Source organism: Rhodovulum iodosum (assembly GCF_041020385.1).
In the GTDB taxonomy this organism is placed as follows: domain Bacteria; phylum Pseudomonadota; class Alphaproteobacteria; order Rhodobacterales; family Rhodobacteraceae; genus Rhodovulum; species Rhodovulum iodosum.
The window spans coordinates 162,029-175,740 of sequence record NZ_JBEHHI010000002.1 but is presented as its reverse complement, the minus strand read 5'-3'; the positions used below and the strand labels follow the sequence as shown (position 1 = coordinate 175,740).

The following is a 13,712-nucleotide window of genomic DNA, read 5'->3' as shown; positions in this document are numbered from 1 at the left end:
GCGCTGGTCTCGGCCGCGCTGGACTCCCGCGGCCTGGACTCCACCGGGGTGGATACCCTGGCTTCCGGCCGGACTCCGGCATCCGCAGGGTACCGGATGCTCAGCAACCGCGCCTACATCGGCGAGGCGGTCCACAAGGGCGACAGCTATCCCGGCGAGCACGATGCCATCATCGACCGCGAGACGTGGGACCGTGTCCATGCGATCCTGCAGGAGAGCCCCCGGAAGCGCGCCGCACGCACACGCGCCGACACGCCCGCGCTGCTAAAGGGGCTGCTGTTCGGCCCGGATGGCGCGGCCTTCTCGCCGACGCATACGCGCAAGGGCGACAGGCTCTACCGCTACTACGTCAGCCAGACGGTGCTGAAGCACGGCGCCGGATCTTGCCCAGTCGGCCGCGTGCCCGCGGGCGAGATCGAGGCGGCCGTCATCGACCAGTTGCGCGTCGTGTTCCGCCAGCCGGAGATCGTGTCGGGCACGTGGAAGGTCGCGCGCTCCCACGCGGACGACATCACCGCAGCCGAGCCACGCACCGTCCGTCGCACATCTTCCACTCTTGAAAAGGATGCTTGACGACAACTTACGTCGTTATCGGGCTTTCCGCGAAGAAGCGACCGCTAGCGGCTGGAAAGATCGCGACGCTGTACACGAAGCACAGCATCCGCACATGCACGAGTACCAACGTGCGTTCTTGGCAATCAATGCGCCGGAGACCGCTGCGCTGATGCGTCAATACCTGACGGATGAGCATTTTGGCGAGCTGGCAGCGCGTGTGCTGGCTGCCCAGTGGTTTGAGGCGAACGAACCCAAGGACGACAAAAAGTTCCGCATCGGCGTAGACTTCTCGCGCGTGGAAGCGCGCCGGGAGGCCCGCGCCGCCGATCCCGCCGCGACATCGATCGAGGCGGAGGCGATCTTCGGCGCAATCGAGACCTTGATTGTCGATGGTTCGTCGGATGCGCAAGTGAAGCTGGCGGTTGCGCTCGGCATTGTTGGAGCACGGCTCCCCCACGGCCAGCGTGACGCGACGATCCAGAAGCTCATTTCTCTCGCGCCGAGGCAGGCGCGCGCAGCCTTGTTGTTGTCGCTGGTCCTCTCTGGCGAGGACATCGACATCAAGCTCGTGGCCGACGGCATAGCTGAGACCTTTGAGGCGGCCGAGAAGGAGACTTGGATTCTGACACAGAGCGACGCGTATCAGCTACGCGATTGGTTGCGCCTTTTGCCGTTCGCCACGCCTGTCACCGATCTGCCCGCCATCGTGCGCGGCAGGCCGGACGCGCAGCGCCATCCACGAGTGCTCGAAGAGATGGTCCGCGGACTCGGCAGTTCGTCCTCGGACGACGCAGAAGACGTGACTTTCACGCTCGCCGAAGATGACCCGCGTCTCTACCAGAACCATGGGTGGCGCGCGACCGCGCTGAGCTTCGGCACCGTATCCGCCGCGCGCCGCCTTGTTGATTTGACCGTCAGCGGCGCGCTCGACGGCAAGTCATACGATGGGTGGGGTTGGCAGCGCGAATTGAGTGGCTTGATTTCGGAGTTCCCAGAGGTCCGCAAGTACGTCTTTGACCTTCTGAAGGATGGGCCGACAACGAAACAGCTTGGCCTGCTCGCAAGCGCAGTCGCCGAAGATCCTAGCACGGATGGCGTACTGATGCTGATCGATTTTGAGATGAAAACCGGACGCTCGTTCATGGCGAGGCCGGCGATCGAAAGCGCCGTCACACAGCACGTTCCGGCCGAGAATTGGGAGGGCGCATACAATATCGTGCCGGTCGCGGCGACTGAGCTGCGCCGGAAGCTGCTGGCGATGACGGGCAGCGGCGGCAAGGATGACCCCGCCGCCCGCTGCCTCAACGTCATGGACAAGCTACGGGACGAGTATGGTGCGCCCGACTCGGAACCACGCCATCCCGATCTTGCGTCAGGGCGCCCCTGGCCGATCTTGACGCTCGATCCCGACGCGGAAGACGGAAGCTGATCGGCCGCCGCAAGGTCAGGGCGGAATGTCCGCTGAGAGCGCAAGCGCATGTCTCCATGCTAGGTGGCCTATCGCAAAGCCGCCAGTCGCCTATCGGGCCCGAAGCAGCCATTCGCCAACATCGCAGAGAACGGCCGCCGATCGCCCATACCACGAGGCTTTGCGCATGCTGCGGCGCGGGCGCCGTCAGCCAAGCAGCATACGCCAAGCGACGAATGGTTCGATCCCAGTTCCTTTCCCAGAAACGCGACTGGCGTCGCAGGCAACAGATGATCGAGAATTATTCTTCATGCTTTCAGAGCCTTACAAGCTGTTACCCAAACCGGCGCAGTTAACAGCTTTAGAGAATATCCGCCCTGAGAGACCGCTTCCGGGCCACTTGCCACCGGGGCCGGTGCTCAGCCCCGCCTGCATAACCCTCTAATACAACGAGAAAATCCGGCCACCGCCGGATCGGGAGAGCGCTTTCGCAAGGGCAAGTGGCGGAGCGGGCGGGACCTGGATCGGACGTTCTCCATCCCCTAAGGCATTGTTTTAATTGATGTGACTGATGGTTTGGATCGTCACTTGGTTCAATCGCGACTGGCAGCCAAACAGATTGACCGCTGCCAGAGCCACGTTTCCGCAACTGCACCGCCACGTCCGCCGCGTCGCTACGAACACTGAGATTGTCCCGGACGAAGTCGCCCCCAGAGCGGGAACCCAAGGCTACCCCACCGTGACCCCGAACAACGCCCCCACCGCCGCGGTCGCTCCCATGGCCAGCGCGCCCCAGAACGTCACTCTTGCGGCCCCACGCGCGACGCCTGCTCCGCCGGCTGACGCGCCCATTCCACCGAGCACCGCCAGCCCGATTAGTGTCGATGCCGCCACCAGAACCCCGATCCGCGTTTCCGGCACCAACAGCGTGACGATCAACGGAAGCACCGCGCCCACGGCAAAGGTCAGGGCCGAGACCAGCGCCGCCTGGATCGGGCGGGCCGTCACGGTCTCTGAGATGCCGAGTTCGTCGCGGGCATGCGATCCGAGCGCGTCGCGTTCGGTCAGCTGGTGGGCCACCTTCTCCGCCAGGTCGCGATCGAGCCCCCGGTCTACGTAGATCCGGGTGAGCTCCTCGAGTTCCGCCTTAGGCGATTCCGCCAGCTCGCGGGTCTCGCGGGCAAGATCGGCTTGTTCCGCATCAGTCTGGGAACTGACCGAGACGTATTCGCCCGCCGCCATGGACATCGCGCCAGCCACAAGCCCGGCCAGCCCCGCGATCAGGACCTCCGGCTTTCCGGACCCGGCTGCGGCGACGCCGACGACGAGGCTCGCGGTTGAAACAAGACCGTCGTTGGCCCCGAGCACGGCGGCCCGCAACCAGCCGATGCGATGCACCATGTGGATTTCGGAATGCGAGAGGCGGCTCATGGCGTGGCTCCTTGCGCGAGGTCGGCCTGCCCGGAGGAGACAGCCTTTGGTTTCGGTGTGGCGGGGTCGTGCGGCGCAATGCGCAGCGCGCGCAGGGCGTTCAGGATAACGGCGACGTCGATCACTTCCTGCAGGAGCGCCCCCTGCACCGGGGTGAGATAACCGAAGGCGGCGGCGATCATTCCCAGCACGGACAGGCCGATCCCGGCGACAACGCTTTCGACAGCGATGCGGCGCGCACCGCGCGCAATCTCGATCCCCGGCCCGAGCCGGTCGATACGGTCGACAAGCAGCACCACATCCGCCGCCTCCGCCGATGCAGCGGCGCCCCGTGCACCCATTGCGACGCCGACATCGGCTGCCGCGAGTGCGGGCGCGTCGTTCACCCCGTCGCCCACCATCATGACCGGCCCGTGCTTGCGCTCGGAGAGCACCAGCAAAACCTTCTGATCCGGCGTCAGCCCGGCGCGCAGACCGTCGAGGCCCAGCCCCTCGGTCACGCGCTCGGCCACGTCCGCGCGGTCGCCGGTGGCCAGCAGTATGTGCGAGATGCCCTCGCGGCGCAGACCTTCCAGCATCGCGCCCGCGCCCTCGCGCAGCGGATCGGACATCACCAGATGCCCGGCCATGTGACCGTCGACCGCCACGGCGACGAGGACCGATCCGGCGCCCTTGGCGGGGTGATCGCCCACCATCCGCCCGACCCGAGACGCCACGAAACCGTCGCCGCCGACGATCACGCTGCGGCCCTCGACATGGCCCACGAGCCCTTCGCCCGGAAACTCGGCGACCTCCGACGGCACGGGCAGCGAAAAGCCCTGCGCCTTTGCGGCGGCGACGATGGCTTGCGCCACTGGATGCTTCGATGCCTGGTCGAGCGATGCCGCGATGCGCAGGATATCGCCCTCTGCCATGCCATCGTGGCTGTCGATAGACACGATCTGCGGGCGGCCGTCCGTCAGGGTGCCGGTCTTGTCGAGGATCAGCGTGCGGATGCGCGCCATCGTCTCGAGCGGCCCCGCGCCCTTGATCAGCACGCCGAAATGCGCAGCGCGCGACAGACCGGCGACCAACGCGACCGGCACCGCCAGGATCAGCGGACAGGGCGTCGCGACCACAAGCACGGCGACGGCCCGGATCGGATCGCCGGTGAACCACCAGGCGGCGAATGCGATGCTGACCGTGACCGCGAGGAAGCCCAGCGACCAGCGGTCGGCAAGCCGCGACATCGGCGCCTTGGACGCCTGCGCCTCCTCCACCAGCCGGACGATCCCGGCATAGGTGCTGTCCTTGGCTTCGCGTGTCGCCGTCAGGTCGAAGGCCTCGCCCGCGTTGGTCGACCCGCTCATGGCGTCGGCACCGTGGGCAAGGCGCACCGGCAGGGACTCGCCGGTCAACGCGGAGGTGTCGACGAAGGCCGTGTCCGAGGCCACCATGCCGTCCACCGGCACCACGTCGCCCTGCCGGATCAGCAGGCGATCACCGGGGGCGATCTCATCGAGCGGCACGTCCTCCAGCCCGCCGTTGCGATGCCGGGTCGCGGTCCGGGGCACGCGGGACAGGAGGTCATGCATCTCGCGCCGGGCGCGGCCCTCGGCAAAAGCCTCGAGGAAGGTACCGCCAGAATACATCACCGCGACCACCGCCGCCGCCAGGGTCTCGCCGAAGACGAGCGCCGCCGACATGGACAGCGCGGCAACGATATCGAGGCCGACCTCGCCGCGCCCGATGCTGCGCAGGATCTCGACCACGAGCGCGGCGAGCGCCGGAACGACCCCGGCGATCCAGATGAGGTTCGCGAAATCGGGTTCGCCCGCGACGTAGAACGCAAGTCCGCCAGTCAAACCGGCCACGGCCGTCAGCAGAATGGCGGTCTTGAAGCGGTCGGTACGGTTCTGTTCCATGCGGCTCATCTTCCCCGGGCTGAGGCGATCGCCGCTGGTTCTTCGGAGAAAAGTCGTCCGACTCCCACGCCCCTTGCGTTCCCTTCATCATCGCGCAGGAGAAACAGGGCGTCGAGCCCGTGTTTTCTTGCAAGTGCCGCGCCTCTCTCGGGGCCGAGCACCATCAGCGCCGTCGCCCAGGCGTCGGCTTCGGCACAAGAGCGGGCGACGACGGTGACGGAGGCCGGCGACGCGATCAGCGGCGCGCCGCGTCTCGGATCCATGGTGTGCGAGAGGCGTCGTCCTTGCACCTCGACCCAGTGGCGGTAGTCGCCCGACGTCGCCACGGCGGCATCCTGCAGCGCGAGGATCGCATGCGGCGTCCGGCGCCCCGGGTCCGGCGCTTCCACCGCGATGGTCCATGCCTCACCATCCAGCCGGAGGCCCATCGCACGCATCTCGCCGTCGATGCCAACAAGGGCGTCGGCAATCCCATGATCGCGCAAGGTCTCGGCGAGCCGGTCGACGCCATAGCCCTTGGCGATGCCGTTGAGGTCAAGCGCGACGGGCTCAGCCTTGTGCACATGGTCGCCGTCGCACTCCAGAACCTCATGTGCAGGGCAACGCTGGACGGCCATCGCCGTGCGAATACCCTCGGGTGCCGCGTCGCTCGGACCGAAGCCCCAGGCGGTCACCGCATCACCCATGCCGATGTCGAAGGCCCCGTGCGATGCGCGGCCGATCTCGAGGCCGAGGCGCAGCACCTCGAGCAATCGCGCGGGCACCGGCACCCATTGGCCCACCGGGGCTGCGTTGAGCCGCATCAGGTCGCTGTCGGGCTTCCAGGTCGACATCTGCGCGTCCACGTCTTCCACGGCCGCCTGCAGCGCGCCCCGGACTGCCTCCTTGTCGACGTCGGGACCAGCGAAGAACAGCGCCGACCATCGCGTGCCCATCGTGGGGCCGTTCAGGGCGACCCTAACCAGCTCAGTAGACATCTTCGACATACCGCCCCTCCGCCTTCAGGACTGCCGGCGTCAGCCCGGCCGGCGCGAGTATCTCGGCCAGCGCATCGGCCACGCCCGCGGCCATGTCCCGTCCGCCGCAGACCATCACGCGCGCCCCGTTGAGGATGAGCTCTGCGACCTCGGCGGCCTCGCCGCGCAGCGCGTCCTGCACGTAGTGAGGATGCGCCCCACGCGAGACGGCTGTGACCAGGCGGCTCAGTCGCCCTTCGTCCTGCCAGGTCGCCAGCTCCTCGCCGTAGAAGAAATCGCTGTCGGGAGCGCGCATGCCGAAGAACAGGTGGATCGGCCTGCCGCGCGTGTTGCCGCGCACAAAGCCCGCGAGCGGCCCGATGCCGGTCCCCGCGCCGATCAGGATCAGCGGCGCCCGGCCGCGCCCGGGGCGGAAACCGGGGTTGGGGCGCAGGAAGGCGCTCACCGTGTCGCCAGGCTCCAGCGCCGTGAGCTGACCCGAGCAGAGGCCGCCGCGGTGCTTCTTGACCACGATCTCGACGAAACCGTCGCGGTGCCCGGAGGCGAGCGAGTAGAGCCGCGGGACGGCGCCACCTTCGGGCAGGATGCCGATCAGATCGCCCGCCTGGAACCGGGCGAACCCGTCCCCGAGCAGCCGTTGCAAGAGGGAGGCGCGCGGAAGCGCGAAGCGGAGGATGGCGGTCGGGGCCTGCACCTCGGCGCCGTAGTCGCGCCGCGAGACGAGGGTCAGCGTGGTCGTCTGCGGCTGGACAGGCCGGTGCGCGAGGTCGAGTTCCATCCCGAGCGCGTCTCCGAGCGCCCGGCCCCAGCGGGCGAAATCCTGCGGCGATTGCCGGTCGATGGTGTCGAAAGCCAGCAGTTCGGGCCAGCCCTTCGCCTGCGCCGCTGCCGCGACGTCCCTGGCGAAGGCGCAATAGGCCGGAAAGCTCCGATCGCCGAAGCCGAGTACCGCGAGAGGGATGTTCGGCGCGCGGTCGGAAGCGTTCAGCCGGTCGAGAAAGCCTTTCGCCGACGCGGGCGCCGCCCCGTCGCCATAGGTCGCGGCGAGCAGGATGATCCGCTGGGCGCTAGTGTAGCGCTCCGGCGTGAAGGCCGACATCGGGCCGACATGCACGCTCTGCCCGGCCTGCGTCAGCGCGGCATGAAGCGTCGCGGCAAAGCCCCAGGTGCTGCCGCCCTCGCTGCCGACGAGCAGGATCGTCTCGGCGCGACCGGCGGGCTGATTGCCCCGGATGCGCGGCCGACCCCGCCGCCCGGCGAGCCAGACCAGCACTCCGGTCGCGCCCATCGCGGGCACGCCGAGCGCCATGAACCCGAGCACGAGCCCCAGCGTCGCCGCGCCCTGTCCGGTGTGCAGCATGTAGATCGTTTCCGAGACGCGCTCCCATCCCGTGAGGTCGGCCCACGCCAGGAGGACCCCGTCGCCCTGGTCGAGATACCCGGTGCCCCGGTCGGTCTTGAGCGTGAACACGTCCGTCGCGTCGCCGGGATAGGGAAAGCTCAGCTCGCGCAGTTCGGCGACGGGCGTCAGCTGCAGCGTGGGCATCTGGCCCGGCGCGAAGCCGGTCTGCCCGCTCACCTCGGCCTGGGCGGCCGGCAGGGCGCCGCCATCCGGCAGGAGATCGAAGGTGGACGCCGTCATCCACAGCGCGGTCGTGGAGGACAGAACGAGGCCGACGACGGCGATCCGGGCGATCTCGACGTGCAGCCGGCCGGCGCGCGGGCCGCGCAGGCGCGCGAACCAGTGCCGCCAGCCACCCGTCCTGCGCGACACCATCGCCGCGCCGGAGAGCGAGAGGAGCAACATCGCGGCGGCCCCTGCCGCCATGGCGATGCGCCCGCCATCCCCGAGGAACAGCGACCGGTGCAGGTTGGTCAGCCAGCGTTCGGCCTGGTTCGGGTCGGCCGAGGCCACGCCCTCGCCTGTTGCCGGGTCGATCACTGCGGCGCCCGGCGCGCCCTGATCGAACCAGTAGGCGGTGATCCGGCCGGAGGACGATCGGCGGATCTGCTCGACGCCCGGATAGACGGCCTGGATGCGGTCCGCGAGAGCGGCGACGGTCAGTCCGGCTTCCGCCTGCGGCGCGGAGATGCGCTCGGCCGCAGGGAAGACCGACAGCGCCGCGCCGCTCAGGCTCAGGATGGTGACGAGCGCGAGGGCCAGAAGACCCGGCCAGCGATGGAGTGCACGGATCATGGCCCCGTTCCTCACATGTCGTAGGCGAAGCTGGCGACGTAGCGGCGCCCGGTCACCGGCGTGCCCGCGCCATCGGTCGTGAGCGGGACGGCCACCTCGTTCGGGCTGTCGCGCATGTCCTCGACGGCCGCATCGATGTGGAGCGTGTAGCCCGCGTCGAAGAGCGCGTCGGCGAGGTCGAGCGTGATCTCGAGCGTGCGGCCCGCGCCGACGCTGGCGCCGGTGATGCCGTTTACCTGCGCGGTGTCGCCGCCGGTGGCGCGATACCAGTCGCTCAGGTGCTCGTAGTACTTGGACTTGTCGCCGGCCATCCACAGGCTGCCGACATAGGCGCCCGAAGCGTCGGTGACGTAGAGCGCGAGATAGGCCCCGTCGCCGCCATAATTGTTGAGGGTCGTGGTGAGCGTCACCGGCCGCGCCATGGCGAGGGCGGGAAGCGTCAGGGCCGTGGTCAGCGCGAGCGTTGCGAGAAGCGATTTCATCGTATGGATCCTTGTTCGGAGAGGGGCTGCGAAGCGGCTCAGTTCACCTGAACCTGCGGAGGTGCGCCGTTCCCGAAGAGGCCGTTCTGCGGAGGGGCGACCGTGCCGGCGGGCGCGGGATTGCGAGCGCCACCGCGGCAATCGTCATCGTCATCGTCATCGTCCTCGTCGCAGTCGTCGTCATCGTCGTCATCGTCGTCGTCGTCGTGTCCTCGACGCGAACCGTCCCGCCAGCGGTCGTCGTCGTCGTCATCGTCGCTTGCGAGAACGAGCGGCATGGCTTGCGATGAGTCATCGAAGAGCGCGGCAATGGGCCGAAGGACGCTATCGGCCGGGGCTTGCACCGCACTCCAGGCGGGGACGCCGATCACGGCGGTCAGCGCCGTGGATGCGACCAGAAGTGTCAGGGTCTTTTTCATGGCAGGGTCTCCTTTCGTCTGCTGAGACCAATCTGGAGAACCGACCTGAGGGCTTGCTGACGGCGCAGCGATTCCCGCTTCAGGTTGCCGTCAGGAAGAAAAGGCCCCGCCGGTGAGAGCGGGGCCAAAAGGCGCAGGCGAGAGCCACACGGCTGGCGTGGCGATGTGACAGGCCCTTTCTCAGGCGAATTCGAACTGCTCGAAGCGGACCCGCCGCGGCATCTGGTCCTGTGCCTTCAGGCCCTTGAGGAGTCCGTCCTTCAGGCCGGTCGGGCCGCAGAACCACAGATCCGCATCCTTGACCGCGAACGGCGCCGCGCTGATCAGGCGCTCGGCCGTGAGTCGGCCATCGCGCGTCGAGACGACCACCTCGAAACTGAACCTCGGGTTGCGGGCGGCCGCAGCGCGCAGCGTCTCTACCCCGATCGCTTCCTCTTGCGTCCGGACGCAATGGACGAGGTGAATGTCGCGCCTCTCCGCCTCGGTCAGGCTTTCCGCCCAGGCGAGGAAGGGCGTGATGCCGATGCCGCCCGCCAGCCATATCTGGCGCGCACCGCCCTTGCGGAAATTGAACCGTCCATATGGCCCTTCGACCTGCACGCGCGTTCCGGTCCGCAAGATGGCGGGCAGGCTTCGTGTCCAGCCACCCAAGCCCCGGATGGAGAACGTCAGGGTACCGTCAGGGCGCGGGGCGCTGGCGATCGTGAAGGGGTGCGGCTCGGACAGTCCTGCCTCTGGCGCACGGACGAAGGCGAATTGCCCCGGACGCCACCGCATGGCCCGACCTTTCGGGCTGAGCGTCAGTGTGGTGGTGTCACCGGTCTGGCTGATCTCGCTCACGGTAAACTCCCGACGCCGCAGCCGCGGGGCGACCAACTCGGTGAAGAACCACGCAGCGACTCCGGCGATGCCGAATGTGTTCAGAAGCACCGAGAGCGATGAATCTACCCCGGTCGGCATGTCGACGAAGAACTGGTGAAAGACCACCATAGCAAACAGGGCGCCCATGAAACGATGGCTGAAGCGCCAGATCTGATAGGGGATTTCAAGCCCGATGAAGGGCAACCGCCGGAACCAGCTGACGGCAATCAGCGCGAGAAGCGCGTTGAAGGCGAGCTCGCCCGCCTCTTCACCCAGTTCACCAAGGCCGGTTTCACGAACCGTCCGCTCGAAGTCCGGCTCGATCTGCTGATGCAAAATCATCAGGATGATCGCGGAGATGCCCAGCCATTTGTGGACCCGGTACATGCGGTCGAGACCGCCGAACAACGGCTCCACCAAGGGCGGCCGTGCGGCGAGGATCAGGGTCTGCGCCATTGCGACAACCGCCGCGGCCCCAACTGCAATGCCGAGCGCCGCATCCGCGCCATAGGGCGCATAGGTGTTGAACCCGAGCAGCGCCGCCAGCAGGCATGGCAGCGCCACCAGCAACGGGCCCATCATGGGCAGAGGCGATATGACGGGGAGCCGGGGCAGTGTCGGAACGCCGGGCGCCGGGACATCACCGGCGCGATGCACTGCATCAGTCATCGTCGCCTCCCTCTCGGTCCCGCTCGCGTCGATCGTCCTCGTCGTCCTCGTATTCGAACTCGATCACTTCCAGCGTGGCCGGGTGGACCGTCACCTCGATTCGGCGCCCCTCGGCATCCCGACCGTCGATCTCGTAGCAGCCGTCGTCGATCTTGATGCGGCGCACCGTCCAGCCGTTCTCCTCGGCAAGCCGGGCGACGGCGTCGCGCGGCTGCCAGTCGGCCATCGGCACGAAGCAGTCGTCGTCCGCCAGCGCGACGCCGGCCGGGAAGACCGCGAGAAAGCCGAGAATTGTCAATGTCTTCTTCATGGGCCAAACTCCTCGTCGCTCGCCTCTTAATGCACTTCATGCGCGGCGAAGCTGACGGCAGCCTGAAGGGGCTTGGCCCATCGGCTTCAGCTTCGCGTCAGTCAGACGGATCATGGAGGGTCATCGGGACAGGACGGGGACGACCATGCGCATACTGCTGATCGAGGACGACACGACTCTCGGCGCGGCCGTGCGCGACCAGATCGCGGCGGATGGCCAATCGGTCGACTGGGTCATGCGGCTTGACGCGGCGGGCGACGCGGTGCGGGCCACGTCCTACGACCTCATCCTGCTCGACCTCATGCTGCCGGACGGGCGCGGCATCACCTTCCTCAAGGGCCTGCGCGCGCGGGGCGACGTGACGCCGGTCATCATCCTGACCGCGCTCGATCAGGTATCGGACCGCATCGAGGGCCTCAACGCGGGTGCCGACGATTATCTGGTGAAGCCCTTCGACCTTGCCGAACTCTCCGCGCGGATCGGGTCTGTCGCTCGACGCTACAGCGGAAACCCTAATCCAATCGTCACCCACGGGCCGCTGGAAATCGATCTCGCCGCCCGCAGCGTTCATCGCGAGGGCAAGCCGGTGCAACTGACCGCAAGGGAATGGGCGCTGTTCGAAGCCTTCCTCGCACGTCCCGGTCAGCTGCTGTCCAAGGCACAGCTAGAGGAGAAGCTCTACGCCTTCGACGCCGAGGTGGAGAGCAACACCATCGAGGTGCATGTAAGCCGCCTGCGCAAGAAGCTGGGGACGTCGGTCATCGAGACTGAGCGCGGCATGGGCTACAGGCTGGGCCGTCCATGAGATGGCCCGCGAGCCTTCAGGGCCGACTCGGCCTGTCGCTCGGCTTGGCGCTTACGGTGCTGTGGCTGCTCGCGGCGACGGTGACGGCCGTGATCGTCCGGGGCGAGCTGGACGAGGTCTTCGACAGCGCCCTGCGGGAGACTGCGGAACGGATCCTGCCGCTTGCGGTGACCGACATCGTCGGCCGGGAAGATCAGGGCGTGACGCAACGGCTCGCGCCCATCCGGGAGCACGACGAGCTGTTCACCTACCTCGTCCGCGATGCCGAGGGGCGCATCCTGCTGCAATCGCACGCGGCCGACCCTGCCGTGTTCCCGCACTGGGAGGGTCAGGGGTTTCGGCAGACCGCAACCCACCGGCTCTACAGCGACGCGGCGCTTCAGGACACGATCCGGATCACCGTGGCCGAGCCGCTGGCGCATCGAACGGCGGTCGCGCGCGAAATCCAGATGGGCCTCGGCCTGCCGCTGCTGATCGTCCTGCCGGTCGCGCTTGCGGCCATCATCCTGGCGGTCCGCTTCAGCCTGGATCCCCTGCGCCGGTTCCGCGCTCGGCTGGAGGCGCGCAACGCCCGTGACTTGTCGGAGGTTCCCGCGAGCGATCTGCCGACGGAGAATGGTCCGCTGGCCACGACACTCAACGGCCTTCTGGCCCGGCTGCGCGATGCGTTCGAGGCCGAGCGCAGCTTTGCCGCGAACGCGGCACACGAGTTGAGAACGCCGCTGGCCGGCGCAATCGCTCAGGCGCAGCGGCTGAAAACGGAGACGCACGAGCCGGCGACCGAAGCTCGTGCCACTGAGATCGAGGCGACACTCAAACGCCTGACCCGACTCTCCGAACGCCTCATGCAGCTCGCGCGGGCGGAAGGCGGGAGGCTGCGGATGGACCGGAGCGCAGACCTGAGGGCGGTCGCACGCGTCGTGGTAGACGATATCGGACGCGCGGGCGCTCCTGGCCGCATCGTGCTGAATCTTCCCGACGCAGCTGTCATGTCGGACCTTGACCCCGACGCCTTCGCCATCTTGTGCCGAAACCTTGTGGAAAACGCTCTCCGTCACGGAGCGGAAAATTTGGCAGTCGAGGTGACGCTGACGGCGGACGGCCACCTCGTTGTCGCGAACGATGGTCCCGTGGTGCCGCGCGAGATGCTCGACCGCCTGACGGCACGCTTCGAACGGGCGAACGCAAGCACCGATGGCAGCGGGCTTGGCCTTGCCATCGTCGCGGCCATCGCGAACCGGATCGGAAGCTCGCTCGTTCTGAAATCGCCGCGACCTGGTGGATCTTCCGGCTTCGAGGCATCACTCATTTTGCCGACCGATAGCCCCGGGTTCGGCGCCGGGCGCGACGCGTAATCCGCGACAAGTGCCGGAGGATCAGCGCACCCGCGCCTGTTCCCGCATCACGGCGTAGTCGGCAAGCATCTCGCCAATGGCCCAGCCATGCGGCAGCAGGGCCAGTTCCTCGGCCGCCCGCGCTTGGAACTCCCGGCTGTACTCGACCACGGGCGGGCACGTCGCGAGCCTGCCGTCCTCAGAACGAACCGTCGCGCAGCCGCTCAGCAAGCTCGTGGTGATCACGAGGGCGGCGAGCCGCAGCCTCCAGCATCCGGCGGTGGACATCATTGGCCTTCTCCGTGGTCTCAAGGCGTTCGGCGAGGCGTCCCGCTCGCTCCCCGGAGCGCCGAAGCGAAA

At 67.8% G+C, this 13,712-nt stretch carries 12 protein-coding genes and 1 pseudogene; 4 read left to right on the top strand and 9 right to left on the bottom strand.

What is annotated here, in order from left to right; all coding sequences use genetic code 11:
• Window positions 1–87: 87 nt before the first annotated feature.
• Together Ga0609869_RS09975 and Ga0609869_RS09970 are read left to right on the top strand one after the other, a co-directional pair.
• Window positions 88–531: pseudogene (locus Ga0609869_RS09975) on the top strand (recombinase zinc beta ribbon domain-containing protein); the annotation flags it as partial.
• A 34-nt stretch (window positions 532–565) separates the two neighbouring features.
• A complete protein-coding gene (locus tag Ga0609869_RS09970) occupies window positions 566–1,984 on the top strand; it encodes a hypothetical protein (protein WP_211336818.1) in 1,419 nt (472 codons plus the stop codon).
• A gap of 708 nt (window positions 1,985–2,692) precedes the next feature.
• On the opposite strand, the gene Ga0609869_RS09965 is transcribed toward Ga0609869_RS09970, so the two are convergent.
• From Ga0609869_RS09965 to Ga0609869_RS09930, 8 genes are all read right to left on the bottom strand, one after another.
• Window positions 2,693–3,394, bottom strand: coding sequence for a VIT1/CCC1 transporter family protein (locus tag Ga0609869_RS09965; RefSeq protein WP_125406687.1), 702 nt, complete (start codon window positions 3,392–3,394; stop codon window positions 2,693–2,695).
• A complete protein-coding gene (locus Ga0609869_RS09960) occupies window positions 3,391–5,298 on the bottom strand; it encodes a heavy metal translocating P-type ATPase (RefSeq protein WP_125407323.1) in 1,908 nt (635 codons plus the stop codon). The genes Ga0609869_RS09965 and Ga0609869_RS09960 overlap by 4 nt, the downstream gene beginning before the upstream one ends.
• A gap of 5 nt (window positions 5,299–5,303) precedes the next feature.
• Complete coding sequence (locus tag Ga0609869_RS09955; protein ID WP_125406684.1) at window positions 5,304–6,284, bottom strand: FAD:protein FMN transferase; 981 nt, start codon at window positions 6,282–6,284, stop codon at window positions 5,304–5,306.
• Window positions 6,265–8,472 carry a PepSY domain-containing protein gene (locus tag Ga0609869_RS09950; RefSeq protein WP_125406681.1) on the bottom strand — a complete coding sequence of 736 codons (2,208 nt, stop codon included), beginning with the start codon at window positions 8,470–8,472 and terminating at the stop codon, window positions 6,265–6,267. Before Ga0609869_RS09950 ends, Ga0609869_RS09955 begins: the two co-directional genes overlap by 20 nt.
• An 11-nt stretch (window positions 8,473–8,483) precedes the next feature.
• The gene (locus Ga0609869_RS09945) at window positions 8,484–8,954 is read right to left on the bottom strand and encodes a DUF2271 domain-containing protein (RefSeq protein WP_125406678.1); all 471 of its coding nucleotides are present in this window, start codon (window positions 8,952–8,954) and stop codon (window positions 8,484–8,486) included.
• A 38-nt stretch (window positions 8,955–8,992) separates the two neighbouring features.
• Complete coding sequence (locus Ga0609869_RS09940) at window positions 8,993–9,373, bottom strand: hypothetical protein (protein WP_125406676.1); 381 nt, start codon at window positions 9,371–9,373, stop codon at window positions 8,993–8,995.
• Window positions 9,374–9,553: 180 nt separating this feature from the next.
• On the bottom strand, window positions 9,554–10,903 hold the full coding sequence (locus Ga0609869_RS09935; RefSeq protein WP_125406674.1) for a ferredoxin reductase family protein: 1,350 nt from the start codon (window positions 10,901–10,903) through the stop codon (window positions 9,554–9,556).
• On the bottom strand, window positions 10,896–11,213 hold the full coding sequence (locus Ga0609869_RS09930; protein ID WP_125406671.1) for a PepSY domain-containing protein: 318 nt from the start codon (window positions 11,211–11,213) through the stop codon (window positions 10,896–10,898). The genes Ga0609869_RS09935 and Ga0609869_RS09930 overlap by 8 nt, the downstream gene beginning before the upstream one ends.
• A gap of 145 nt (window positions 11,214–11,358) precedes the next feature.
• Between Ga0609869_RS09930 and Ga0609869_RS09925 the strand changes: the two genes are divergently transcribed.
• Window positions 11,359–12,018: a response regulator transcription factor gene (locus tag Ga0609869_RS09925; RefSeq protein ID WP_125406668.1), complete on the top strand. Its 660-nt coding sequence runs from the start codon at window positions 11,359–11,361 to the stop codon at window positions 12,016–12,018.
• Complete coding sequence (locus tag Ga0609869_RS09920; RefSeq protein ID WP_369022854.1) at window positions 12,015–13,373, top strand: ATP-binding protein; 1,359 nt, start codon at window positions 12,015–12,017, stop codon at window positions 13,371–13,373. Before Ga0609869_RS09925 ends, Ga0609869_RS09920 begins: the two co-directional genes overlap by 4 nt.
• A gap of 21 nt (window positions 13,374–13,394) precedes the next feature.
• Here the strand turns inward: Ga0609869_RS09920 and Ga0609869_RS09915 are convergent, their stop codons facing one another.
• Complete coding sequence (locus tag Ga0609869_RS09915; protein ID WP_125406663.1) at window positions 13,395–13,643, bottom strand: hypothetical protein; 249 nt, start codon at window positions 13,641–13,643, stop codon at window positions 13,395–13,397.
• Window positions 13,644–13,712: the final 69 nt, after the last annotated feature.